We start from the raw sequence: 26098 nt of genomic DNA on the forward strand, positions 1-26098 counted from the left end.
ATTTATCGTGCTGAAACACATTCCCGTCACCGAGCTTCGCCTCGGCATGTATGTCCACGAACTGTGCGGCTTGCGCGCCGACCACTCCTTTTGGACCAGCAGCTTTCTGCTCAAGCATGAAAGCGATCTGCAACGCATCCGCAACTCCAGCATCACCCGACTGTGGATCGATGGCAGCCGGGGGCTTGATATACAACCTGTCAGCCTCTCAGAGGCCCCTTCACTAACCGATGGCCAGGACCAGACTTGCGCGCTGGAAGAAGAAATCGGCTACGCCCGGGAGCTTTGCGCCCGTTCCAAAGCCGCCGTTGTCAGAATCTTCAGCGATGTGCGCATGGGCAGGATCGCGGAACTTGAAGACATGGGTGACCTGATCGACGATATTTCCGACTCCCTGGCCCGTCATCCCGATGCCCTGCTCAGCCTGGCCCGCCTGAAAACGGCGGATGAATACACCTACATGCATTCGGTTGCGGTGGGCGGATTGATGATTGCTCTGGCACGTCAACTGGCACTGCCTGAAAGCCTGGTCAAGGAAGCCGGCATGGCAGGCCTGCTGCACGATGTCGGCAAACTGGCGATACCTGCGGCCATTCTCGGCAAGCCCGGCAAACTCAGCGACGAAGAATTTGCAATCGTGCGCAAGCACCCGGAAATCGGCTGCCAGTTACTGGGCGAAAGCAAACACTTCAGCCCCCGGGTGCTGGATGTCTGCCTGCACCACCATGAACGCTTCGATGGCAGCGGCTATCCCGACCGGCTCGCCGGTTCACAGATCAGCCTGTTTGCACGTATGGGCGCCATCTGCGACGTCTACGACGCCATTACTTCCGACCGTCCCTACAAAGCCTGCTGGAGCCCGGCAGAGTCCATCAGCCGAATGGCCGAGTGGACCGGGCATTTCGACGAGAAGATATTCCAGGCCTTCGTCAAATGCGTCGGCATCTACCCGGTGGGCTCACTGGTACGCCTGGAAAGCGGCAACCTGGGCATCGTCATGGAGCAGAACAAGGCTTCACTGCTGACACCCAAGGTCAAGGTGTTCTACTCGGCCCTGTGCAAGATGCCCATTGCCCATACCCTGATAGATCTCGCCACCCAGGTGGGCGAGGACAGAATCGTGAGCCGTGAATGCGCGAAAACCTGGGGTTTCAAGGATCTGGACCATTTGTGGGCGGGCTCGCCTGAAAGCGTGGCGCATTGAAGCCTTCCGCAAATAAATGCCCTCTCGATCGCTTCAGAGACTGTGCTCAGAATCCGTGGGAAGGGCCCTGGCCGCGACAGTATGTTGAAGACACTGAAAATGTGTTGCCCTCATTTTGGGTCGTCGCGGCCAAGGCCCCTCCCACAAGTGATATGTATGTCGTAACTGATCGGTATTAACCCTTGGCGGCCATCGCCGTTACTTCAACGCGCATGCCCTCTACCGCCAATGCCGCCACGCCAACCGCAGCACGCACTGGCCAGGGCTTGGCGAAGAAACGCTGGTAGACATCGTTGAATGCAGCACGGTCAGCCATGTCAGTGAGGTAGATGGTCAGGTGCAATACCCGATCCATGGAACTGCCCGCACGCTCCAGCGCGACCTTGAGGGCCTGCAAGGTGCACTCGCTCTGCTCGACGATACCGCCCAGTTCCAGACTGCCATCAGCGCGGGTCGGGATCTGGGTGGATACCAGCAAGCCACCGAAACCGGCAACGTCGGAAGAAATGGATGTGGCGTCGGGATCGGGGGTGAAGGTGATGTCCTGGTTTGCCATGGGAATCTCTTGATCAGTAGTAAGACTGGCGCGTAGTGTCACGCCTTTTCGCGCGGCAGTTTACACGCTTCAAAAAACTGCATGGATACTCTACCCCAGCCCGAACACCTGACTTGGCCGTCTCAGGGAAGGATCAAACGGGTTGATCTTTGCAGTGATGGCGCTGGCTTCGCGCTTGAGCAGTTCGACAACGGTCATGAGCCGGTCCGGCCCCAGCCGGTCGCTGATGGTCGCCACGCTTAACGCTGCTACTGCACGGCCATTTCGGTCGAGGATGGGGACGGCAAGTCCTGCCATACCGGGCAAGGCCCCGGTATTACGGGCGGCATACCCCTGACGCCTGACATTTTCGACTTCCGAGCGCAGGAAGACTTCGTCGTACAGATGGAAATCCTTGAGCCGTGGCAGGTTGTAGCGAATGACAGTGTCGCGCTCTTCTTCTGGCAGGAAGGCCAGGATCGCAAGACTGCCCTGCCCCACACCCAATGCGACACGCCCGCCGATATCGCCGGTGAAGGTACGAATGGGATAGGGTCCTTCGCTGCGGTCCAGACAGATGGCATCAAAACCGCTGCGCGCCAGCAGAAACAGTGAATCCCCAAGGGACGCCGACAGCCTCAACAAGCCAGGCCTCACCAGGTCGCGCAGATTGCCGGCATTACCGGCCTTGGCCGCCAGGGCGAAGAATTCGATGCTCAATCGATAGCGCTTGCTGAGCACATCCTGCTCGACCATCCCTTCCTCCATGAGACTGCGCAATAAGCGATGAGTCGTGGGCTGGGAAAGACCGACTTGCTGAGCAAGCTGCGTGACCCGTTCGCCACCTTCAGGGCATTCGCCCAGACACCGCAGTACCGCAAACAACCGGGAAACAGCGCCTGTACCGACTTCTTTTGATTCTTCATTCCGATCAGTGGAATTCATTGTCCATTTTCCAAGCATTAAATTCATTGGATGAATAAATTCAAAAAAAGATGTTATTCAGTGAAATTCTCCATTGAGTGAATCCTAGCCTTCGTCCTACTCTCAGTCCACAAGGGCGATTTGAACAATCATCGGTAGCCGACACAGAGCGAGCACCACGTCCACGCAACTGCATGATCTCACTTCGCATCTGCCCACGATAAACGCGTGCTTCGGCGCGCACGTAGAACAAGGTGCAAGCAGACATGGCATTTCTCCAGCTTGAAGGACTCTCAAAACGCTACGGCTCCATTGATGCCGTCATCGCTACCCACCTGGCGGTAGAGAAAGGCGAGTTCGTTTCACTGCTTGGCCCCTCAGGCTGCGGCAAGACCACCACCCTGCAAATGATCGCGGGCTTTGTCGAAGTCAGCGCCGGACGCATTGTGCTGGACGGTCGCGACATCACTCATGCCAAGCCCAGCAGCCGAGGCCTGGGCGTGGTGTTCCAGAGCTACGCGCTGTTCCCGCACATGAGCGTTGCCGACAATGTCGCCTTTGGCCTGCGCATGCGCAAAGTGCCCACGTCAGATATCCAGCGCCGGGTAAGCCGGGTCCTGGAGCTGGTGCGCCTGAGTCAGCATGCCGCTCGCTATCCTCGCGAGCTTTCAGGCGGGCAACGTCAGCGTGTCGCACTGGCCCGGGCGCTGGTCATCGAGCCACCCGTGCTGTTACTCGATGAACCGCTGTCCAACCTGGACGCCAATCTGCGCGAAGAAATGCAGTTCGAGATCCGGCGCATCCAGAATGAAGTGGGGATCACCACGCTGATGGTCACCCACGATCAGGCCGAAGCGCTGTCCATCAGCGACCGGGTGGTCGTCATGCAGGCCGGGCGTATTACCCAGATCGACGAGCCTTACAAGCTCTACGAACACCCACGCACGTGCTTCATTTCCGGCTTCGTCGGCAAGGCCAACATGCTGTCGGGGGATCTGGATGAAGGCGGCTTGCCTCAGGTGCGGGTGGCTGGCGGTGATGGTGCCCTGACCCTGAGCCTGCGCCCGGAAAAGATCGACCTGACAGCACCGGGCACAGGCCGCCTGCAAGGTCGGATCATCACCCGTTACTTTCTCGGCAGCCAATGGCTGTATCGCATTGAAACCGGGATTGGCGAACTGACTGTGGTGCGTCGCAACGATGGCCAGCCGCCGTTGCCGGAAGGTTCAGCCGTTGGCATGGACTGGCAGACCGAACTGCTGCGCGTACTCGATACCGATGAGGTACGCCCATGAACCCGCTGAAGGAAATGCGTCAGGGCGGGCGTGGCTACTGGCTGTCAGCGCCCGCACTGGCGCTGTTCATCGGCCTGCTGATTCTGCCTCTTGGCTTGACACTGGTGCTGTCGTTCAACGTCTTCGACTATGAGGTCGGGGTCAAAAGCGATAGCTACACACTGGCCAACTACATCGCCGTCCTGACTGATTCGTACTTCTACGAAATCTTTCTGCGCACCTTCTGGATCAGTGCGCTGGTCACCCTGCTCTGCGTGCTGATCGGTGTGCCGGAAGCCTACATTCTCAGTCGAATGGGTACGCCCTGGCGTTCGATATTCCTGATTCTGATCCTCACTCCCCTGCTGATTTCAGTCGTGGTCCGCGCCTTTGGCTGGAGCCTGCTACTGGGTGCCGACGGTTTGATCAATCAGATGATCCAGGCCATGGGCGGACGCCCGGTCAAGCTGCTCTACACGCCGTTCGCCGTCATCATCGCCCTGGTGCATGTAATGCTGCCGTTCATGATCATCCCGGTCTGGACCTCGCTGCAGAAGCTCGATCCGGCAGCAGAACAGGCAGCCCTGTCGCTGGGTGCAAGCCAGGCCAAAGTCATGCGCCTGGTGGTTCTGCCGCAAGTCATGCCGGGCGTGCTGTCCGGAACCCTGATTGTCTTCGGGCTGGCCGCCAGTTCCTTCGCAATCCCCGGCCTGCTGGGTGGCCGACGCCTGAAAATGGTCGCTACGGTGATCTACGACCAGTACCTCTCGGAGCTGAACTGGCCCATGGGCGCGACCATCGCGGTGGCTCTGCTGCTGGTGAACCTGCTGATCATGCTGTCGTGGAACCGCATGATCGAAGGCCGTTATAAAAAATCCCTGGGGGAATGATTCATGTCCAAGAACGGTCCTCTGGCCCTGTCATTTCATACGCTGGTCGTGGTGTTCATGCTCGCGCCACTGGTGGTTGTATGCCTGGTGGCCTTTACCCCGGAAAACACCCTGAGCCTGCCCACCACCGACTTCTCGCTGCGTTGGTTCAAGGCCGTTTTCGAACGGGCGGACTTCATCGACTCGTTCTATAACAGCCTGATGCTGGCCTTCGTTTCTGCCACGCTGGCCACCCTGATTGCCGTGCCTGCTGCGCTGGCCATCACCCGCCATGAGTTCCCGGGACGCAACTTCCTCAATGCGCTGTTCCTGTCGCCCATCATCATTCCGCATCTGGTCCTGGGTGTGGCAATGCTGCGACTGTTTGCGCTGATGGGAGTCAATGGCAGCTTTACATGGCTGATCCTGGCCCACGTTGTGGTGATTACCCCTTATGTGTTGCGACTGGTGATCGCCGCAGCCATCGGCATCGACCGCAGTGCCGAACAGGCGGCCGAGTCCCTGGGTGCAAGCCGCTTCACGCTGTTCCGCCAGATCACCCTGCCGATGATCCTGCCAGGCGTCGCAGGCGGCTGGTTGCTGGCATTCATCAACAGTTTCGACGAGGTGACCCTGTCGATCTTCGTTACTTCGCCTGCCACACAGACACTGCCGGTTCGCATGTACGTCTACGCCACCGAATCCATTGACCCAATGATGGCCGCCGTCTCGGCACTGGTCATTGCGCTGACCGCCGCCGCCATGATTCTGCTCGACCGGGTCTACGGCCTGGATCGCGTACTGGTCGGCAAACACTAACCTCAGGCCCGGAGCGCATATTCAATGGCATTGCTGAAACGACTGGTCGAACTCGACCGCCCGGTCCTGCCCTTCACCCTCGATGGCCAGCCCGCCAGCGGCTTGCAAGGCGATACATTGCTGACTGCCGTACTGACGGCGAGCGAGCATCTGCGCGGCAGCGATTTCAGTGCAGAACCCCGTGCAGGGTTCTGCATGATGGGCGCCTGCCAGGAGTGCTGGGTACGCCTGGGAGACGGGCAACGAGTCCGGGCCTGTTCGACCCTGTTGCAAGCCGGCCAGATTGTCAGTCGCGAACCGGGGCGCCAGTCATGAACCCGGACACCGCAACCGACCTCGGCAAGGTCGTCATCATCGGTGCCGGCCCGGCCGGAATCCGGGCAGCGCAGACCTTGCTCGAGCATGGCGTAAAACCCTGCCTGATCGACGAGGGCCTGCGCGGCGGCGGGCAGATTTATCGCCGCCAGCCGGAGAACTTCAAGCGCTCACCCAAGGACCTGTACGGCTTTGAAGCGGGCAAGGCGATTGCAATACACAAGGCCATGGACGATCTGGCCGACAGCATCGACTATCGTGCGCAGACACTGGTCTGGAATGCCGAAAACGGTCGGCTCGATACGCTGAGTCAAGGTCATGCCGGGCATATCGACTTCTCTAGAGTGATTGTCGCCACCGGTGCGACGGATCGCATTCTCCCCGTTCCGGGCTGGACACTGCCGGGTGTCTACAGCCTGGGCGCTGCGCAAATCGCCCTGAAGTATCAGGGCTGCGCCATCGGCGAAAATGTTGTGCTGGGTGGCAGTGGTCCTCTGCTTTATCTGGTGGCTTATCAATACGCAAAAGCCGGAGCCAGAGTCGTGGCCGTGCTCGATAGCGCGCCCTTCGCTGCACAATGCCGGGCCTTGCCTGCCCTGCTGCATCAACCCGCAACATTTGCCAAAGGCCTTTATTACCGCGCATGGCTGACGGCTCATGGCATCGCGGTACACCAGGGCGCCACGCTGGAGCGTATCGAAGGTGACAAGCGCGTCAGTGGCGTGCGCTGGCAACACAAGGGCCAGCAAAAGCAACTGGCGTGCGATGCAGTAGCCTTTGCCCATGCCTTGCGCAGCGAAACCCAACTGGCGGATATGCTCGGCTGCACATTCAGCTGGAGCCCGCAGAACCGGGCCTGGCTGCCGAACCGCGACAATGCAGGACGCAGCAGCGTCGCAGGCGTTTATCTGGCGGGTGATGGTGCCGCAATCATGGGCGCCGATGCGGCAGAAATGACCGGGGAGCTGGCAGCGCTGAGCCTGCTTGAAGACAGCGGCCACCGCATAGACCGCAGTCGGATCTCAACCCTGCAAAAAAAGCTGCAGAAGATCGAACACTTTCGTCAGGGGCTGGAGACGGCCTTCCCGTTCCCCGCCGAATGGGCCGCCAACGTACCTGACGAAACCATCGTCTGCCGTTGCGAAGAAGTCAGTGCAGGCGAGATCCGAGCCACAGTGCAAGAAGGCCACTGGGAGATCAATCGGGTCAAGGCCATGTGCAGGGTCGGCATGGGGCGTTGCCAGGGTCGCATGTGTGGCATGGCTGCGGCAGAACTCATTGCCCGGGAAAGCCATCGCAGGCTGGACGACATTGGTCGACTGCGTGGCCAGGCACCGATCAAACCGTTGCCGTTCGGCCTGGAGACTGAAACATGAGCCGCCTCATGGAAACCGATGCATTGATTATTGGCGGCGGTATCGTCGGCGCATCTGCCGCCCTTATGCTGGCACTCAAGGGCAAGCGGGTTGCCCTGCTGGAGCGTGATTTCTGCGGCTCGCATTCCAGCGGAGTCAATTACGGCGGCGTCAGGCGCCAGGGACGGCCATTGTCCCAACTGCCTCTGTCACAGCGGGCCCACGAACTATGGGGTGACCTGCATGAGCTGATCGGCAGTGACGGTGAGTACGTGCGTTCCGGGCACCTGAAACTGGCCCGCAACGAACAGGACATGAATGCCTTGCGCGCCTACGAACAAGCCAGCCGGGCCTATGGCCTGGGCCTGCAACTGCTTGATCGCGCACAGTTACTGGCTCGCTACCCCTGGGCCGGTGATGTCGCCGTAGGCGCCTCACTGTGCCCGGACGACGGGCATGCCAACCCGCGCCTGGTATCGCCAGCCTTCGCCCGCGCGGCACAGAAGGCGGGCGCACAGGTCTTCGAGCAGGCTCAGGTCATGGATGTGGAACATGACGGCCAGGCGTTCATCGTCCGCACTGCCAATGGCCTGCAATTGCGCGCCCCATGGCTGCTCAATTGCGCCGGTGCATGGGCAGGTACGCTGGCTGCGCAATTCGGTGAACCCGTGCCCATGTATTCGGGATATCCCGCCATGCTGGTGACCGAACCCCTGCCCATGTTCATGGATGTCAGCACCGGAGTCGAAGGCGGCGGTATCTATGCAAGACAGGTGGCCAGAGGCAATTGCATCCTGGGCGGCGGTCAGGGATTCGCCCAGGACCCGCTACGCGCGCGACCGGGCCAGGCGGCGATTCTGGACATCCTGCGCAACGCCGTCGAACTCTACCCGCCACTGGCTGGCGCCCACGCTATCCGCACCTGGAGCGGCACCGAGGGTTACCTGCCCGACCGTGAACCGGTGCTCGGCCCCAGCCTGCGCCAACCCGGCCTGCTGCACGGTTTCGGTTTTGCCGGAGCAGGCTTTCAGATTGGTCCGGCAGCAGGAGAAGCCTTGGCCGAATGGGTCTGCCAGGGTCGCTCAACGATTGCCATCGAAGCCTTTTCCATTGGCCGCTTCCAGACTCCGGAAACTCCAGCCATTGCCCCTGCACTTGCCAGCAACGTCATTCCAATACACAGAGGAAGGTCGCCCAAATGAAGATTGCCAAACGTATCGCACTCTCAGGCTTGTCGTGCCTGCCACTCGCCGCCCTGCTCGCTTCGCCGGCTGTACAGGCCGAAAAGACGCTGTACCTGGGCATGAACGGCGGAACCATGGAGCGCCTGTATGCCGATCATGTGCTGCCGGCTTTCGAGAAGGCCAACAACGTCAAGGTCGTGATCGTGCCCGGCACCTCTTCGGACATCCTGGCCAAGGTTCAGGCCAGCAAGGACAATCCGCAGATGCACCTGATCTTTCTGGATGACGGCATCATGTATCGCGCCATTTCCATGGGCTTGTGCGACACCTTGCAACCCAGCGCACCACTAAATGAACTGCCCCCTCAGGCCAGAATCAAGGATCAGGCTGCCGCTGTCAGCCTGGGTGTGACAGGCCTGGCCTACAACACCCGCATGTTCAAGGAAAAAGGCTGGAGTGCCCCAACGTCCTGGATGGATCTGGCCGACAAGCGTTTCAAGGACAAGGTCGTGTTCCAGTCGCTGGCATCCTCGACCTTTGGCCTGCATGGCTTTCTGATGTTCAACCGTATCCAGGGCGGCACCGAGAGCAACGTCGAGCCCGGCTTCAAGGCCTGGCCGAAAACCATTGGCACCAATGTGCTGGAATACATCGCCAGCTCGGCAAAAATCTCCGAGATGGTGCAGACCGACGAGGCTGCCCTCTTTCCCCTGACACCGACTCAGGTCACGGCCCTGAAGATCAAGGGTGTCCCCGTGGAATATGCACAACCCAAGGAAGGTGCCGTGGTATTGAACGTCGCGGAATGCGCCATTGCCAAAAACAACCAGCCGGAACTGACCCAGAAGCTGGCAGCCTACCTGCTGACCGCAGAAGCTCAGGCTCCGGCCCTGGAACTTGGCGACCAGATTCCGTCCAACCCCAATACGCCGACCACCGACAAGACCCGCGACCAGGTCCAGGCCATGAAAAAATATCTGGAGACCGCCGTGACCATCGACTGGGATCAGGTCAACCAGATTCGACCCGAGTGGAATGCACGCTGGAGTCGCAGCATAGAGCGCTGAAACTCAGCGCGAATGAGTGCGCTGGCGTCCCGCACCACTCATTCGCGCCTCCCGCTGTCAGATTCCCTCAACTAACCCGCCACCCCACAGTCACACCCTCATGCGCCCTACTTTAAGGACGATATGGCGATGGGCGTGACTCCATGAGCTTCACTATCTGCATGACCGTGCTCGGCGCGTTGCTGATGCTGCTGGCACTCACATCATCCTTCCTTCGCTGGCTGCCGGTCACGACGTCGGCGGTGTGTCTGGCGTTCGGTTTCGTGATCGGGCCGATGGGGCTGGAGATCCTGAAGCTGGACGTTCAGGAAGCCAGACACTGGCTGGAGCGTCTGACCGAGGTTGCGGTGCTGTTTTCGCTGTTCAATACCGGGATCAAGTTGCGTCAGCCGCTGCGCAGCAAGGCCTGGCATTCGGCATACTGGCTGGCAGGCCCGGTGATGCTCGCCACCATTGCGGGCACTTGTCTGGCTGCACATTACCTGTTCGGTCTGTCATGGGGCATTTCGTTGTTGCTGGGTGCCATGCTTTCGCCCACCGATCCGGTGCTGGCCGGACTGGTTCAGGTGACCAATGCCCAGGATCAGGACCGCCTGCGCTTCGGGCTTTCCGGTGAGGCGGGCATGAACGATGGCACGGCGTTCCCGTTCGTGATCTTTGCCTTGTTGTATATGAACAATGGCGGGCTGGAAGCCGGATGGATTCAGCACTGGGCACTCAAGAGTCTGGTCTGGGGCGTGCCGGCCGGCATGTTGATCGGCTACGGCATGGGCCGTGGCGTCGGGCATCTGATGATCTTCCTGCGGATCAGGAATTCAGACAGCACCACTTCACCCAATGACTTTCTGGCGCTGGCCTTGATTGCCTTGTCTTACGTGGTGGCAGAAGGCGCAGGTGCCTTTGGTTTTCTCTCGGTATTCACTGCAGGATTCGGCTTGAGACAGGCCGAAGCGCGCATCACTCAATCTCATTTACCCTCCGAGCATGTGGCCCAACCGGTCATTGGCCATATGACTGCCAATCAGGAAAAGGCCACAGTGGCCGAAGCCGAGGACCTGACTGAATCACAGCTGGCGGCCGGGATCATGATGGGGGATATGCTGGCATTCGGCAGTCTGATCGAACGCTCCATGGAGGTACTGTTGATTACCCTGCTGGGGGCGGCGCTGGCGTTGTACTGGGACTGGCGGGCCATCGGCCTTGGCCTGGCGCTGTTCTGCATCATTCGTCCGGCCAGCGTCTGGCTGCTGATGGGCAGACGCCTGCTGGACCGTCGGCAAAAGGCGCTAGTGGGCTGGTTCGGCATACGCGGAATCGGCAGTCTGTATTACTTGTGTTTTGCCTTGACCCATGGTTTGCCGCAAGATGCAGTGCATACCGCCATCGGCATGACGCTGTCGGTGGTTGCGTTGAGTATCCTGCTACATGGCATTAGCATCCAGCCTTTGCTGGAGCATTATGAACGCCGCTCGGCAGGCAGTAGCAAGAAGCCATAGATCCAGTCGATCATGTCATCATCACAAGCGATTGGACTGCGGCAATTGGACTCAGCAAGCTTACGGCTACAGCATATTGAGAAGGTGAGATGTCAGATCCCGTCCTGATGGACCGTTTTGCACGCAAAGTCGACTATCTGCGCATGTCGGTGACCGACCGGTGCGATTTTCGCTGCGTGTACTGCATGGCCGAAGAGATGACATTTCTGCCTCGCCAGCAGATCCTGTCCCTGGAAGAAATCCACCAGATTGCCGAACGTTTCGTTGCCCTGGGTACCCGCAAGATCCGCCTGACCGGTGGCGAGCCGCTGGTGCGTGCAGGTATTGTCGACCTGTGCAAGCGCATCGCCGCCCTGCCCGGCCTGCGGGAACTGTGCATGACCACCAATGGCTCGCAACTGGACAGACTGGCCAGACCGCTGTTCGACGCCGGGGTCACTCGCCTCAACATCAGCCTTGACAGTCTGGACCCGCAACGTTTCCGGGAAATGACACGCACCGGCGATCTGAGCAAGGTGATTGCCGGGATCGACGCTGCCAATGCTGCCGGTTTCACCCACACCAAGCTCAATTGCGTAGTGATGCAAGGCCGCAACGATCATGAGATCAATGATCTGCTGGCCTTTGCAATCGACCGCAAGCTGGACGTTTCCTTTATCGAGGAAATGCCCCTGGGCATCATCAGCGAACACAGCCGCGCCGAGTCGTTCTATTCCAGCGATCAGGTCCGCGAGCGCATCGCCGAGCGCTACACACTGGTTTCGTCCACCGACTCGACTCAGGGTCCTTCGCGCTACTGGCGCCTGGCCGAGGCCCCTGATATTCGCATCGGATTCATCTCCCCCCACAGCCATAACTTCTGCGGCACCTGCAACCGCGTGCGCCTGACGGTTGAAGGCCGTTTGCTGCTGTGCCTGGGCAACGAGCATTCGGTTGACCTCAAGGCCGTGCTGCGAGCCAACCCCGGTCAGCCCCACAAGCTGGAAAAGGCCATAGTCGATGCCATGCAGCTCAAGCCATGGAGCCATAACTTCACGCTGGATGACAGCGTGCAAGTCGTGCGTTTCATGAATATGACAGGTGGCTGAGCCTTCACGCCCGACAGGCTGTTTCGATATCGAGACAACCAAGGCACTGGTCAGGCAAGGGGTAAGCAGCAGGAATTAGCCGTCATTTACCCATCAATTGCTCACGTAAATCGGGGTTGCGGGTCTTGGGGTCCAGCCAGATGGAGAAGAACGCCTTTGCGAACTCGCTATCCTGGACCACATGCTGCAGCCTGGGGCCTACATAGAAGCGCGCTTCACGTCCCGGCAGGTAGACACCGGTGATTTTCATGCCCGGCTGAACATCGACGAAAGACTGCTGCATCTGCTGACGCCACACAGACAACTGCTGATCGCTGACGGCCGACCCGGAAATACGCTGGATCTCATCGATGCTGGCATCCACCAGGTCTTCCCGGTCGATGGCGCGATGATAAGTGAGCTCCAGCGCCAGGGGTGCATGCGCCACAAACGGCTTTGCAGGGCTCCACAGACGGGCCGAATAGATACGGAATCCAAACACACTGAAGTCGCCGGAACCGACGACCCGGGAATCAGGCAATGCTTCGCGCCAATCGGCAAATGCGCTGCCGCTGAGCAGAAGCACCAGCCACAACCAGCGCGACGCGATCATGTGGAGCCTCTGGGGTGCCTGCGGGATGACCCTCAGGTAGAAAGATGGAAGAGCCAGCGGCGTGGTCTATACCGTAAACGGCAATGTCAGCGCCACACCAACTGGCTCTGCTGTAAAAGCTATACTACAGCGGTAATTTTGTACAACACTCGGACAAAGTTTTTATCAAAAATGAAACAATTTTTCACACTACTGGATAAAGCGGCTCACCCAGGTTGAGCATCAACCGGTTGGCCCAGGCAAAAATGGAAATGGCGTGGATCAGATCCAGTACCTGTCCATCGTCGAGCCCCTGCTCACGCAACGGCCTGATATGTTCGGCGCCCAGGGCAGCCGGGTCCAGGGTCAGATCAATGGCAAAGCGCACAATGGCCTTTTCCCGTTCCGTGGTTCCCGCCGTCTGTGGGTCGGTAAATATCTGCGCAATCACATCATTGCGCTTGGCCAGTTGCTCGAAACGCTGGGCATGCACCGAAGCGCAATACACACACTGATTGATACGCGACACGACAGTGCTGGCCAGTTCGCGCTCCGCACGGGACAAGCCGCCTGGCGCGTACATGATCGCGTTGAACGCTACGGAGCGCTGACGCAGGATCTGCGGCTGATGGACCAGTGTCAGGTAGTAATCCGACGTCTTGGCCTGGGGGTGACTCTCTTCCAGCACCGCCAGTTGCTCCGGCGTGGCGCTGCCCAGTTGCACCGTGGGCAACCAGGCCTTCCAGCCCAGCACTTCATTGGTAAAACCGTTGCTGCGAATGGGCTCGCTCATTGTGCTTCTCCCAAGGCTGACAAGGCCCCAAGGCCGGCCGCCAGCCGAACCTGATATGACAGGAACGCAATCAACTGCGCCAGCACCACGATTTCAGAGGACGAAAGACCTGCGGCCTGCAGGACCTGCAAGGCGGCACGATCGCCTTCGACCGGCGACTCGATCAAGGTCCGGGTGAACACCAGAATCGCCGACAGGCGCGCATCGCTGAGCGCGTCGATGGAGCCGGAATCAATGGCAGCCACCAGCACCGGATCGACATTCAGCGTCTGCAACTGCTCAAGGTAGTAGCCTGCCAGCAAGGCGTTTGGCGTCAGGTGGCTGGCGTAATAAGCCACCAGCAGACGCTCGACGAGGGACAGATTGTCTTGCAGCGCCGCATCGAAAAACAGCTCATGGCTGCCCTGAGTCGCAGCCACGACTTTGTCACGGGCATGGCGCACCTTGTACAGACCGGTTTCAGGCCCGATGCCCAGCAAGGTATCCAGGACATCGAGGCCCGGTTCTACAGTTGAGGTCATATTCATTCTCATCAAAATCATGAATTAACGGTAGGAGCGAATTTATTCGCGAGAGGCCCGTCATCTAGCGCCTTCAGTGACGTCTCGCGGATGAATCCGCTCCTACGCAAACACTTGCTCCTCCAGACTCAAGGCTGTTCGGTAACCATGCTCGCGGCAGTGCGGTCGCTGACCAGTGGCTCGACTTTCAGGCCTTTGCGCGCAGCCCAGATGTTCTGGTAATGGAACAGCGGGATGATCCCGACATCGTCAGTCACCACCTTGGCAGACTGCTCCAGGATCGCCCGGCGCTTGGCATCGTCGAACTCGGCAGTGGCCTCGACCAGTGCCTGATCCACCAGCGGGTTGCTGTAATGGCCCCAGTTGGAAGCACCGCGCCCCTTGACGCTGTCCACCGTAGTCAGGATGTTGGTCAGTGCATAGGCGGCTTCACCGGTGCCGTTACCCCAGGCAACCACACTGATCGCAAATTCGTTCTTGTTGGCCTTGCCTGCATAAACAGCCCACGGCAGCACTTCCAGTTGCACCTTGACGCCAATCCTCGACCAGAACTGCGCCACGGCTTGCAGGGTTTCCGGCGCTTGGGGGTAACGGTCGCCCGGCACATGGACGGTCAACTGGAAGCCTTCGGGGAAGCCCGCCTGAGCCAGCAGCTCCTTGGCCTGTTTCGGGTCATAAGGAATGTTCTTCAGCTCAGGGTTGTAGCCGAAAGTCTTGGCCGGCATCCACTGATTGGCCTCGGTCACGGTGCCCTGCATGATGCGCTCGACAATCGCCTGACGGTTGATGGCCAGGTTCAAGGCCTTGCGCACACGTACGTCGCGCAGCGGGTTTTCGGCCAGCGGCTTGCCAGCATTGTCACGAATGAACTCGTTCGGACCTTCACGGAAGCTTGGCTGAATCAGCAAGGCACGCAGGCCCGGATAAGCGAAGACACTGACATTCGGGCTTTTCTTCAGGCGCTCGACATCGGTCGGCGACACCTTGTCGATCACGTCCACATCACCGGCCAGCAAGGCCGCCGTACGGCTCGCGGCGTTGGAGATGAAGCGATAATCCACTTTGTCCCACAGCGGTTTCGGCCCCCAATAGTCGGCATTGCGCTCGAAGATCGTGCGATCACCCGGCACAAAGGACACAAAGCGATAAGGCCCGGTACCGACCATCGCCTTGCCGCTGTTGTAGTCGGCGCTTTGCGCGTCGGCACCCACGTGGCGGCTGACGATATAGATCGAGTCAACGTCCGGCAGCAAGTTGGCGTTGGGCGTGGAGGTCTTGATGATCAGGGTGTGATCATCCTTGGCCGTCACCGACTCCACCGTGCGCATGGCACCCGCATAGGAGGCCACGCTGCCCGGCACCTTGCGGGCGCGTTCGAAGGAGAACACGAAGTCATCGGCGGTCAGAGGCTTGCCGTCCTGCCATTTGACGTCCTTGCGCAGGTTGAACTCCCAGGTCTTGTCGTCCAGGACTTTCCAGCTTTGCGCCAGGCCCGGCAGGGTCTTGTCGTCCCGACGATTGACCAGCGACTCGAAGGCATGCAGGGCAACCGAGCGGTCACCGGCATAGTTGTTCAATTGCGGGTCGAGCGAGGAGACCGGATCGGCATAACCGATACGCAGACTCTGCGCCGCTGCGCTGCCGGCGGCCAGGATCAGGGCCGAGGCCAACAGTGAACGGACAAGTGGTTTCATGGGCTATTCCTTGTGCGTAATGGCAATGAGCGCCAGCCATTGCGGCGCTCGTTCGGTGCTATTCATTGAGGTGACAGGCGCTCAGGTGGCCGGGTGCAACCTCCCTGAGCGTTGGAACTTCCTCGCGGCAGCGCGCCGTGGCATGCGGACAGCGAGGATGGAAATGACACCCGGCAGGCGGGTTCAGCGGGCTGGGGATTTCCCCTTTTATCGCGTCATAACGGGCACTGCGGACATCGAAGCGCGGAATCTGCGCCAGCAATGCCTGGGTGTAAGGATGATTGGCCCTGGCGAACAGGTCATCGACACTGGCGCTCTCGACCACTCGGCCCAGATACATCACCACCACCCGGTCACAGAGGTGTTCGACCACACCAAGATCGTGGCTGATGAACAGATAGGTCAGGCCCAGCTCATCGCGCAGGTCCATGAACAGATTGAGGATCTGCGCCTGAATGGAAACGTCCAGCGCCGCCACCGATTCATCGCACACCAAGAGCTGCGGCTGCACCGCCAGCGCCCGGGCAATCCCGATACGCTGGCGCTGACCGCCGCTGAACTGATGCGGATAACGCTGGCGCAGTTGCGGGCTCAGGCCGGCACGCTGCAGTTGCGCGCTGACATAATCGTCAAACCCGGCCTTGTCGGTCAGGCCATGCAGCAAGGCACCCTCGCCCACGATACGGTCGACCCGCAGGCGCGGATTGAGGCTGGAAGACGGGTCCTGGAAAATCATCTGGATCTTCAGGCGCGCCGCAAGACGCTCTTCGGCCGTCAGGTCCTCAAGGCGCTTGCCGTCGATGGAAGCCGTCCCCGAAGACACTGGCAGCAACCCGGCCACCATGCGGCCCAGAGTTGATTTGCCGCAGCCGGATTCACCCACCAGCCCCACGACTTCACCACGGTTGATCCGCAAGTCGACCCGATCCACCGCATGGGTCAAAGACGAAGGCCTGGACCATTTCATGCGTTGCAGCCACTGGTTCAGCGTGCTGTCGTTATTGCGCTTACCGAAGGTTTTACTGACCTGGCTCAATTCGACGATAGGCGTCTGGTTAATACTCATCGGCAGCTCCCGGATGAAAACAACGGACCAGACGACCCGCTTCTATCTCGCGACTTTGTGGCTCCTGCTCGCACTGGTTGCTCGCTCGGGAGCAACGTGCAGCAAAGGCGCAACCGGCAGGCATCGACAACAGGTCCGGCGCCATACCAGGGATCTGACGCAAACGCTGGCCACGCTTGTTGCGGCTCGGAAGGCTGTCGATCAGGCCTTGGGTGTAAGGATGCTGCGGACGATCAAGCACGGCGGACACCGGGCCTTGTTCGACAATACGACCGGCGTACATCACCGCGATGTCATCGGCCAGACCGGCCACCACCGACAGGTCATGGGTAATCCAGATCAGGGAGGCTCCTTGTTGACGCACAAGTTTTTGCACCTCGCTGAGAATCTGCGCCTGAATGGTCACGTCCAGCGCCGTGGTCGGCTCGTCAGCGATAATCAGGTCCGGCGCGTGCAACAAGGCAATGGCAATAGCCACCCGCTGGCGCATGCCGCCGGAAAGCTGATGCGGATAGGCATTCAAGCGCTCGTCCGGGCTGGGAATCCCCATCAGCGCCAGCGTATTGCTGGCATGCTGACGCGCCTCGCGACGCCCCATCGAGCGATGAGCCTGCACCGCCTCGATCATTTGCGTATCGATGCGCAGGACCGGGTTGAGGGTCATCATCGGGTCCTGAAAGATCATCGCAATGCGATTGCCTTGCAGGCTGCGCAACTGCGCGGCAGAGAGCTTGGTCAGGTCACGGCCCTGAAACACCACTTCGCCACCGCTGATACGCCCCGGCGCATCGACCAGCCCGAGAATCGAAAAGCCGGTCACCGACTTGCCGGAACCCGACTCGCCCACCAGCCCGAGAATCCGTCCCGGTTGCAGACGCAGGGAAACATCGCGCACGGCAGGCAGAATGCCCGCTCGGGTATCGAACGACGTACAAAGGTTGCGCACATCCAGAGTCGGTTGCGCCAGAGACACTTCAGGCACGCTCATCGTTGCAACCTCGGGTTCAGGACATCCCGCAAGCGATCACCCACCAGATTGATGGCCACAATGGTGATCAGCAGCGCCAGGCCCGGAAAGAAACTGATCCAGTATTCGTTACTGAGCATGTACTGGAAGCCATTGGCGATCAGCAGCCCAAGGGACGGCTCGGTAATCGGCACGCCAAGGCCCAGGAACGACAAGGTCGCTTCCAGCGTGATGCCCCTGGCAATCTGCAAGGCACCGATGACGATCAACGGCGGCAGGCAGTTGGGCAAGATATGCCGCACGACGATCCGCCACGAACTGATCCCCTGCCCCCGCGCCGCATCGACGTACTCGCGGCGGCTTTCGGTCAGCGCCTGACCCCGTGCGGTACGGGCGTAATAGGCCCATTCGAGCAGCACCAGTGTCAGCATCACATTGCCGACGCCCTTGCCCAGCCAGGCCAGAATCATCAGCGCCATGAGAATCACCGGGAAAGACAGCAGCAGATCCACCAGACGCATCAGCAAGGCATCGAGCCATCCGCCGACATAAGCCGACACCAAGCCCAGCAATGTGCCAACGGCAGCGGCAATCAGTGCTGAGCCTATCCCGACCCACAGGCTGATCCGCAACCCGTAGATAATCGCCGACAACAGATCCCGGCCCTGGCCGTCGGTGCCCAGCCAATAGGTGTAACCACCGTCGAGGTTTTCACTGCCCGGCGGCAGGCGTGCATCCAGCACATTGAGCTGCATCAGGTCATAAGGATTCTGAAACGCGACCCAGGGTGCCAATACCGCCACCAGCATGATCGCCAACAGCACCAGCAGACCGAACATGGCCGTGTATGAACGGGAAAATTCCACAGCACCCAGACGCCATGGCGATTGCACTTGCAGGCGTGCCACCTGTACCTGACTCATCGGCCAGCCTCGATGCGCACACGCGGATCAAGCAGGTAATACAGCGCATCGACGATCAGATTCAGCACCACAAAGATCACGACCACCACCATCAGATAAGCCACCACAACCGGGCGATCCAGCATATTGATACTGTCCAGAATCAGCTTCCCGGCACCTGGCCAGGCAAAGATACTTTCGGTCACCACCGCATAGGCGATAGTCGACCCAAGCTCCATTGCCAGCACCGTCACCAGCGGGATCATGGTGTTGCGCATCACATGCATGCACATCACCCGCACCGGCGACAGACCCTTGGCACGGGCGAACTTGACGAACTCCTGGGGCAGCACTTCCCGCACACCGGCACGGGTCAGGCGCAACACCAGAGAAATCTTGAACAACGCCAGGTTCAGGGCCGGAAGAATCAGGTGCTGCAAGCCATCCAGCGTCAGGAACGACCACTGCACGCCAAGAAACTCGCGGGTTTCACCACGACCACTGGCCGGCAGCCAGCCCAGATGGATCGAGAACAGCATGATCATCATCAGCGCCACCCAGAACGCTGGCAGCGAGAAGCCTACGATACTGGTGGCCATCATCACCCGCGATACCGGGTGATCGGGATAGGTGCCCGCGAACATGCCCAGCGGCACACCCAGCAGCACCGCCAGAAACAAGGCGCAGAACGCCAGCTCGAAGGTGGCAGGCAGACGTTGCAGGATCAGGCGCATGGCGTCTTCGTGATAGACGAAGCTCTGGCCGAGATTGCCGCTCGCAGCGCCCTTGAGGAACAGCAGGTATTGCTGCCACAGCGGCTTGTCCAGCCCAAGGTGCGCGATGGCCGCCAGACGCTCGGCCTGGTTCAGGTCTTCGCCCACCAGAATATCCATCGGGTTGCCGATGGCATTCAGACCGATGAACACCACCAGCGTCATGAGCAGCACGACCAGCAGCGACTGCACCAGACGCCGTACAGCCCAGCCGATCATCCGAGCATCTCTTGGGCTGTGGGCGCACCGGCCACCCATTCGTCACCCAGCAATTCGGGCTCGTCGTAGCTCTGCATGGCGGCAAAATGCAAATCGATGTCCTCGTTGAACAACTGCCCTGCCAACCCATGAGCCAGGCGCTTTGCGCCCTCGCTGATGGCCGGAATATCGCCGGACACCGCACCGTAGCTCAAGGCTGCCGGGTAATTGAAACAGTGAATCTTCTCGATCCCCGGGCATGCGCCGGGGGTTTTCTGCTGGAACTCGAAGCAGGTCCCCAGATCCGGCAGAGAGCAAAGCTCGGCATCGAACTCATCTTCAGGCACCTCGAAGCGATCGCTCCAGACCTGAATATGCTTTGCGAAAGAAGCAAACTCGGGACGCAGGTTGAAGTCCGTCCGAAAACCTGTGGCAAACACCAGAAAATCGTATTCCAGCTTCGCATTGGGCGTGCGCACCACCAGCGCACCAGACTCGTTCTGCCGGACCGAAACAATCGGGCTGTTGAGCAGGAAACGGGAGTCAGGTGAACGGGAAACACGCTGGGTGCTGCCACGGGGCGGCGGTACTTGCTGGGCATTGAGGTAGCGACGGATGCGCCATTTCCAGCTATCCGGCAGGCGCCAGTAACCATGGGTCATCCCAGGATTGCCCGCGCCCTTGCCCTTGTTGACCCGTGGCAACTCTGCGCGACGAATCAGCAAGTCGACCTTCTGCGCGCCCGCTTCCAGGGCCGTAGCGGCACTGTCCATGGCCGAAGCACCGCCACCGATCACCGCCACCCGCTTGCCGACAAACCAGTCATCCTGCAAACCATCCGCCGAGTGCGCCCAGACATGACGCGGCAGCTCATGGGCATAATCCGGCACCCAAGGCCCGCCCAGGCCATCACGCCCGGTCGCCAGCACCACATGCCGGGCCACATAGCGCTGATTGTGGCCAGGGCTGACGATATCCAGCTCGACCAGACCATCGGCACGAGGCTGAACCCGGCTAACCCGATGCTCATTGCGCACATCCAGATCCAGCACCTTGCGATACCAGCGCAGGTAATCGGCCCATTGCAGACGCGGGATCTTGTCCAGCGCATTCCAGGCCTCCAGCCCGAATTGCGCCTCGAACCAGGCACGGAATGTCAGGGCAGGCAAACCCAGCGCCGGGCCGGTCAGTTGCTTGGGCGAACGGAGAGTTTCCATGCGCGCCGTGGTCGCCCACGGGCCTTCGAAACCGGTCGGGGACTGATCGAAAATCGTCGTCACCACACCCAGATGACGCAACTCCGCCGCCAATGCCAGACCTGCCATGCCGCCACCGATGATCGCGACATCCAGTACCGGAGCGTCTTCATGCAAACGCGGCTTGACCCAGGGTGAGGCTGGCAGATCCAGCCACTCCAGATCCTGCTTGAGACGGGCCTGCAAGGCGGCAAGCCCAATCGGTGCGTTTGTATCGGACATTTTCAGTACTCGTGATAACGATCATGGATAGAGCGAATGCATCCAAAAAACGCTCCAAACTCGCATTTTATGAATTCAAAAGGCCCATGAATTCAAAAAACGAATACTAAAAGCTGATATTTATTACTACAACGGCAAAAAATGAATATTGATATAGCTTAAAACGATAAGAAATCAGAAAAGAGGATAAGGCTGACTTTTGCTGCAGAGCCTCAACCGGCGTAAATGCTCTGCAACAGGGCATCATGCTCGCTGGGAGCATGCATGATCACTGAAGGCAGCAAGGCCTGAGCCGAAGCAGCAAGCTCCGTCACTAGCGCTTGCGCCACATCGGACAACGGGCTGGCGAACGCCGAAACCAGACCGAAGAAGAACGGAATATTGAACTCGACCGGCCGCACCACCACCCCATCCACCGGCACGCCCAGCGCAGTGAAAGGATCCACCAGCGCCACACCCAGCCCGACTCGGGCCATCTGCATGGCGATCAGCGAAGTATTGGTATCGAGCATGTGCGGCACAGCACCGCCAGCATCCTGAAAAGCCTTGTCGATACGACGCCGAAACCGATAAGGGTTCGACATGGTGATCAGCGTCTGGCTGGCCAGAACCTGCATCGGCAATACATCAAAACGGGCCAGCGGCGAATCCGCAGCCAGCACAGCCACGCAAGGGGATTCACCGATCCAGTGAATATCCAGCCCGCGATGCTCCAGCGGCAGACTGACCGCGCCCAGGTCCATGGTCTTGGAAAGCACCGCCTGCACGACGTTTTCCGGGGACATGCTGTGCAACTGGATATGCTGCGGGCGCAGATCCTGCGGTAAACGGGACAAGGCCAGCGGCAACAAACCCGCCGCCAGCGCCGGTATCGCCACCAGCTTGATCTGCCGGTTCTCGTCCAGCGCAATGTGCTGCGCGCGCTGGCGAATATTGCGAATCCCGAGCAACGCACTCTCCACCTCGGCATACATCATGAACGCTTTCTGCGAAGGCGTGACCTTCGGCCCACTGCGCTCGAACAAGGCAAAACCCAGCTCCTGCTCCAACTCCTGGATGGCACGAGTCACCGAAGGCTGCGAGCGCCCCAGCATCTTCCCCGCCGCCGTCACACTGCCCGCCGACATGACAGCCGCAAAAGCTTCGAGTTGCCGCAGATCCATATGCACGCCTTGAATCAATGAAGTGGAAACGTCCATCAGGCAAAGACTGCGATGAACAAACGGCAGGCAGTCTACACGCAGACAGGGCAAACAGAAGTATTGATCTGGATCATGGCCTGAAGGTGCCGAAGCGTAAAAGATAGGTAAACCGCCTGCTCAATCGACGCACGGCCCCCAGGGGATAGACATGAACACCGTCACCAGCGACTCGATCAGCGACGACCTCTACGCCCCTGAGCTGCGCTTCATCCACTGGATCGAAGAACTGAGCGACGGCACCCACCTGCTGATCAGACCGATCCAGGAAGACGACCGGCAACGAGCATTCGAATTCATCACACGCCTGTCGCCACAGACACAACACTTCCGCTTCCTCTCCCCCAACAACGAACCAGACCCACTAGCCATCGACCAGATCATGGACGCCGACTATCAACAGCGCATGACCTACGTCGCCCTGATCATGGAAGGCAACAACCAACTGACCGAAATAGGCCTCAGCCGCTACGCCGCGACAGAGGGTGATTACTGCTGCGAATGTGCCGTGGTTGTGGCCGAGAAATGGCAAGGTCTTGGGTTGGGCAGGTTGTTGATGCAGCACCTTATGAATGCTGCGCGGCTGAACGGGTTTTACCGGATGTTTTCGATAGATTCGGTTAGGAATGCAAGGATGTTTGGGCTGGCGCGGGCGTTGGGGTTTGAGTGTCATCCGGATCCGTTGGAGCGGGGGCAGGTTGTTTATAAGGTGGGGTTGTAGTAAAGACAAGTTTGAATTTTAGACATATGATGAACTTCTTCATGAAGAAGGATAGATATTTTCTAAAGCAGCGCATCACACATAATAAAAAATCTACCCACTCCATCTCCACCAACGAACCCAATAAAACGCCTTATCGACATTTCACAAGCAGTCTATACACTTCACTACAAAACCACGCAAACATATACCCCCTTACACGCCCCCAACCAAACACCCCCACCATATATATTTCTAGCCGTCGAAAAATCCACACATTTAGCACATCAATCTTCAATCACCAAAGTATGACCACCCTTATCAAAGTCAGCCTGAATATCCGCAACAACCATGCAAACATCCTCAGCAGACATAGAAAGACTATCCAAACCAGCCCCCAAAATCTTCATAGTTTTCCGGTACAATACAAACCCCATTTTATCGTCACCAGGAAAAAACATCTCACCCTGAACAATAAAAGACTTCCCACCCACTACAACTCTAATATGCCCCCTAGAGACCTCGGAAATCACAACTCACCTCTCACATAAATAACTTTCTGAACCATTGTTACAGGATCAATAGTAACAATCTTATCTACATTAGGATTTTTTATCAACGCAGGTAACTCGGCGGTCTCCCAAACGTTTCCGGGACGCAGGTTCTGACCAATCACTGCGCGCACAGTCCCTGAAGCACCACTTGCATACTGAGCAGATATATCTTGCCATGCTTTTACAGCGATGGGATTTGCAGCATCCCATTGAGGCATTTCTATGCCGCGCTGAACTAGCAATGCCTCTAGAGTTGTCCCTCCATGTTGCTTAGCGATTTGCTCTGCTACATCAGCGCCACCAATACCATCGGTTCGACCAGACCAGAAAAACGCCTCATTAGGATTAGTAAATACTCCTTTAGAAAAACTTCCCACCGTTGCAACACGCTTAGCCAACAAAGCCCTTAATACGGCAGGCCCACCAGTCAAAGCAAGAGCAAGATCAAGATCCCACGTAACCCGGTCAATACCACCGATCAGAACATTTGAGACTCTGCCCACCAGATCATCAAGCTCTCCGGGGCTGGTTGAAACCTTGGAAAGCTCTGTCCAGTATGCTGTCGCATTTTTCTCGCCAAACTGTTGTATCAAGGCAACGGGAACGACATCAACAATACTGTCCGCTGAATTGGTCTGCTTCCCTGAATCCGTACTGAATAGCCCGGAATCCCTGAACTGCCTATCTGTCGCCTGGAATGCATAGACCGGGGCACCGTTGGCGACAATAGGGTTTCCATCGCTCCACATCAGCACCGTGTTTTGAGATGCCAGGCGCTGAATGCTCTCCATGGCAGTCGAGAGTTCCTCCTTGAAACGCGACTGCTCAGGGTTACCTGCTTTGAAACTGGCTAATACGGCCTGCAATCGTGCACTTTCAGCAGCATCCAGTTCGGCACTGGACGCCAAAAGCAGGAAATCTTCCCAAGATATACTGGATGAAGGCTTACCCAGACGCTTTTCAAGCTCATTGGCTTCCTCGTTCAAGGCCTTTCGTTCTGTGGAATGCAACAACCGGTTATAGGACGTGGCATTTGCCGCCACCCATGACCCTGTTTGCAAACTCTTCGCATCACCTTCCTGGACTGAGGCAGTAAGCACACCAATAACCTGGGAGTTCATGACCAGAAGCTTGTCCCTTTGCTCCTTGGGCATATCGGCGTATTGCTTGGCCAGAGTATCAACCAACGCCTCATTCACACCCGCAGCCAGTGCACCGGTCTTGAAGTCACCACCAGCCGCTTCTGCTGCCAGACCTCCCATGACCGCATGAAGGCCAATCTTGGCCAGACTACCGTCGGCCAGTTGATTAGTTTTGCTGAAGCCACCCACCCAGTTGAAGCCAGCTGCCGCAAAGGTATTGACCAAGCTGCTGCTCAGGGCATCACCGAACTGGCTATCACCTCCCAATGCACGATCAATCAATGTCGAAGTAGTGTTCTGTAGAAGCTGATTAGCAGCAAAGCTTCCTACCCCTCCCCAAGAGGACAGCCCACCACTGCTGATAACTTTTCCGCTGTTCTGCAAGACACCCGAGGTGCCTGTCTGAGTGCTCGTCAGTTTGTCGTAGACACCCGCTGTCAGCCCGGCTGTAACACCAGAAACCACATAGCCACGCAGAGCGTCAGCAGAGGTCACATCCTTGAGCACCGCACCAAGGTTTCCACGGTTATTGATGGTACTGACTGCTGCGCCACTTGCAGCACTGGTAGCCACTGCCGTGAGGGCCACGTTAGCCCAACCGGCACTAACGTAGGAGGCACCAGCAGCCATTGCCTGAGAAGTCGTCGCTGCTGCCATTGCAGTGCCAGAGCCTGACACAGCGCCCGCTCCGATCAAACCACTTGCAGCACCCGCCGTGAAATAAGCCACGATGATCGCAATGATCATCTGTGCGGCTCCACCCAGACTGGAATGGCTGTATTTGAAACTTTCGTGGATTTCCTTGACCTGCCGCCAATCCACATCACCACGCTTTTCGGCCTCTTTGAGCCAGGCCAGTTGCGGATCGGCCTGGACCATGGCGTCAATGGTCTGACTGACGGTTTGTTGATCCACCTGCTTGATATCGATCCTCAGGCCTTCCACGGCCTGGATTGTCAATTCGCCCTTGGCCGCCATCTCGGTCTGACGCAAGGTTTCATCGGTTCGGCCCTTCCCTTTCATCGAGTTCCAGGCAAGGCTGCTTTTGCTCTTGGTATGGCTTTCATCATGAAAGTCCTTCACCCCCTCAAAGGTGATACCACCACCGCTTTCAATGGTCAGGTCATTGCCACTGGTAAGCTTGGCCACCTGGTACAACTGGTCGCCACCGCTCTCCAGAGTCAGGTCGCCACCTGATGTGATTTCGCTGCCGACATTGCGGATGTCGGTCACTTCATCCCGTTTGGTTTTCTTTTTGCCCCAGCTGCCTTTGCTCTTCTTGTCGTAGAGGTAGTAGTCACTGTCCTGTGCGGCCAGGAGGCTGAGGTTTTCGCCTGCGGAGAGGTTGGCGTTTTCGCCTGCGGTGATTCGGCTGGAGATGACGGCCAGGTCCTGGCCGGCGTTCAGGGC

Annotated in this window: 25 protein-coding genes; 11 read left to right on the forward strand and 14 right to left on the reverse strand. The window is 58.7% G+C overall.

What is annotated here, in order from left to right:
- Positions 1–7: 7 nt before the first annotated feature.
- Positions 8–1204: an HD-GYP domain-containing protein gene (locus K5D32_RS23335; protein ID WP_221601964.1), complete on the forward strand. Its 1197-nt coding sequence runs from the start codon at positions 8–10 to the stop codon at positions 1202–1204.
- A 175-nt stretch (positions 1205–1379) separates the two neighbouring features.
- Here the strand turns inward: K5D32_RS23335 and K5D32_RS23340 are convergent, their stop codons facing one another.
- On the reverse strand, positions 1380–1760 hold the full coding sequence (locus K5D32_RS23340; RefSeq protein WP_221578578.1) for a RidA family protein: 381 nt from the start codon (positions 1758–1760) through the stop codon (positions 1380–1382).
- A 90-nt stretch (positions 1761–1850) separates the two neighbouring features.
- Positions 1851–2684, reverse strand: a complete 834-nt coding sequence (locus tag K5D32_RS23345) for an IclR family transcriptional regulator (protein WP_221578577.1) — start codon at positions 2682–2684, stop codon at positions 1851–1853.
- A gap of 245 nt (positions 2685–2929) precedes the next feature.
- On the opposite strand from K5D32_RS23345, the gene K5D32_RS23350 reads away from it, so the two are divergent.
- The 9 genes from K5D32_RS23350 to moaA all read left to right on the forward strand — a co-directional run bounded on the left by K5D32_RS23350 (position 2930) and on the right by moaA (position 12130).
- Positions 2930–3958, forward strand: coding sequence for an ABC transporter ATP-binding protein (locus tag K5D32_RS23350; protein WP_221601965.1), 1029 nt, complete (start codon positions 2930–2932; stop codon positions 3956–3958).
- Entirely contained in the window at positions 3955–4827 is an 873-nt protein-coding gene (locus K5D32_RS23355) for an ABC transporter permease (protein WP_221601967.1), read from the forward strand. The genes K5D32_RS23350 and K5D32_RS23355 overlap by 4 nt, the downstream gene beginning before the upstream one ends.
- Before the next feature lie 3 nt (positions 4828–4830).
- Positions 4831–5625 (forward strand): ABC transporter permease, encoded by a 795-nt coding sequence (locus K5D32_RS23360; protein ID WP_221578574.1) that lies wholly within the window; start codon positions 4831–4833, stop codon positions 5623–5625.
- Between the two features lie 24 nt (positions 5626–5649).
- Positions 5650–5940 (forward strand): (2Fe-2S)-binding protein, encoded by a 291-nt coding sequence (locus K5D32_RS23365; RefSeq protein ID WP_221601969.1) that lies wholly within the window; start codon positions 5650–5652, stop codon positions 5938–5940.
- Positions 5937–7316 (forward strand): NAD(P)/FAD-dependent oxidoreductase, encoded by a 1380-nt coding sequence (locus K5D32_RS23370; RefSeq protein ID WP_221601970.1) that lies wholly within the window; start codon positions 5937–5939, stop codon positions 7314–7316. Before K5D32_RS23365 ends, K5D32_RS23370 begins: the two co-directional genes overlap by 4 nt.
- Entirely contained in the window at positions 7313–8497 is a 1185-nt protein-coding gene (locus K5D32_RS23375; protein WP_221601972.1) for an FAD-binding oxidoreductase, read from the forward strand. The genes K5D32_RS23370 and K5D32_RS23375 overlap by 4 nt, the downstream gene beginning before the upstream one ends.
- Entirely contained in the window at positions 8494–9546 is a 1053-nt protein-coding gene (locus K5D32_RS23380; protein ID WP_221601974.1) for an ABC transporter substrate-binding protein, read from the forward strand. Before K5D32_RS23375 ends, K5D32_RS23380 begins: the two co-directional genes overlap by 4 nt.
- Positions 9547–9689: 143 nt before the next feature.
- Entirely contained in the window at positions 9690–11042 is a 1353-nt protein-coding gene (locus K5D32_RS23385) for a sodium:proton antiporter (RefSeq protein ID WP_221601976.1), read from the forward strand.
- A gap of 89 nt (positions 11043–11131) precedes the next feature.
- Positions 11132–12130, forward strand: coding sequence for a GTP 3',8-cyclase MoaA (gene moaA, locus K5D32_RS23390; RefSeq protein WP_221578568.1), 999 nt, complete (start codon positions 11132–11134; stop codon positions 12128–12130).
- 82 nt (positions 12131–12212) lie between these two features.
- Here the strand turns inward: moaA and K5D32_RS23395 are convergent, their stop codons facing one another.
- From K5D32_RS23395 to K5D32_RS23440, 10 genes are all read right to left on the reverse strand, one after another.
- On the reverse strand, positions 12213–12722 hold the full coding sequence (locus tag K5D32_RS23395; RefSeq protein WP_221601978.1) for a chalcone isomerase family protein: 510 nt from the start codon (positions 12720–12722) through the stop codon (positions 12213–12215).
- A gap of 184 nt (positions 12723–12906) precedes the next feature.
- Positions 12907–13494, reverse strand: coding sequence for a peroxidase-related enzyme (locus tag K5D32_RS23400; RefSeq protein ID WP_221601979.1), 588 nt, complete (start codon positions 13492–13494; stop codon positions 12907–12909).
- Positions 13491–14015, reverse strand: a complete 525-nt coding sequence (locus K5D32_RS23405; protein ID WP_221601980.1) for a CMD domain-containing protein — start codon at positions 14013–14015, stop codon at positions 13491–13493. The genes K5D32_RS23400 and K5D32_RS23405 overlap by 4 nt, the downstream gene beginning before the upstream one ends.
- Positions 14016–14143: 128 nt before the next feature.
- Positions 14144–15709, reverse strand: coding sequence for an ABC transporter substrate-binding protein (locus K5D32_RS23410; protein WP_221601981.1), 1566 nt, complete (start codon positions 15707–15709; stop codon positions 14144–14146).
- Between the two features lie 58 nt (positions 15710–15767).
- Entirely contained in the window at positions 15768–16775 is a 1008-nt protein-coding gene (locus tag K5D32_RS23415; protein ID WP_221601982.1) for an ABC transporter ATP-binding protein, read from the reverse strand.
- Positions 16765–17763 (reverse strand): ABC transporter ATP-binding protein, encoded by a 999-nt coding sequence (locus tag K5D32_RS23420; protein ID WP_221601983.1) that lies wholly within the window; start codon positions 17761–17763, stop codon positions 16765–16767. The genes K5D32_RS23415 and K5D32_RS23420 overlap by 11 nt, the downstream gene beginning before the upstream one ends.
- Positions 17760–18665: an ABC transporter permease gene (locus K5D32_RS23425; RefSeq protein ID WP_221601984.1), complete on the reverse strand. Its 906-nt coding sequence runs from the start codon at positions 18663–18665 to the stop codon at positions 17760–17762. The genes K5D32_RS23420 and K5D32_RS23425 overlap by 4 nt, the downstream gene beginning before the upstream one ends.
- Positions 18662–19636, reverse strand: coding sequence for an ABC transporter permease (locus tag K5D32_RS23430; protein ID WP_221601985.1), 975 nt, complete (start codon positions 19634–19636; stop codon positions 18662–18664). Before K5D32_RS23430 ends, K5D32_RS23425 begins: the two co-directional genes overlap by 4 nt.
- A complete protein-coding gene (locus K5D32_RS23435) occupies positions 19633–21093 on the reverse strand; it encodes an FAD-dependent oxidoreductase (RefSeq protein ID WP_221601986.1) in 1461 nt (486 codons plus the stop codon). Before K5D32_RS23435 ends, K5D32_RS23430 begins: the two co-directional genes overlap by 4 nt.
- A gap of 212 nt (positions 21094–21305) precedes the next feature.
- Positions 21306–22256 carry a LysR family transcriptional regulator gene (locus tag K5D32_RS23440; protein WP_221594686.1) on the reverse strand — a complete coding sequence of 317 codons (951 nt, stop codon included), beginning with the start codon at positions 22254–22256 and terminating at the stop codon, positions 21306–21308.
- Between the two features lie 187 nt (positions 22257–22443).
- On the opposite strand from K5D32_RS23440, the gene K5D32_RS23445 reads away from it, so the two are divergent.
- Positions 22444–23013, forward strand: a complete 570-nt coding sequence (locus tag K5D32_RS23445; RefSeq protein WP_221601988.1) for a GNAT family N-acetyltransferase — start codon at positions 22444–22446, stop codon at positions 23011–23013.
- A 266-nt stretch (positions 23014–23279) separates the two neighbouring features.
- Here K5D32_RS23445 and K5D32_RS23450 read toward each other — a convergent pair whose 3' ends face one another.
- Positions 23280–23525: an Imm74 family immunity protein gene (locus K5D32_RS23450; protein WP_221537038.1), complete on the reverse strand. Its 246-nt coding sequence runs from the start codon at positions 23523–23525 to the stop codon at positions 23280–23282.
- Positions 23522–26098 (reverse strand): DUF637 domain-containing protein (locus tag K5D32_RS26155; protein WP_221601990.1); only part of this gene is annotated, 2577 nt, incomplete at its 5' end. The genes K5D32_RS26155 and K5D32_RS23450, both read right to left, overlap by 4 nt.

Origin of the sequence: Pseudomonas cichorii, assembly GCF_019719005.1 — a bacterium.
GTDB classification, from domain to species: Bacteria; Pseudomonadota; Gammaproteobacteria; order Pseudomonadales; family Pseudomonadaceae; genus Aquipseudomonas; species Aquipseudomonas cichorii_E.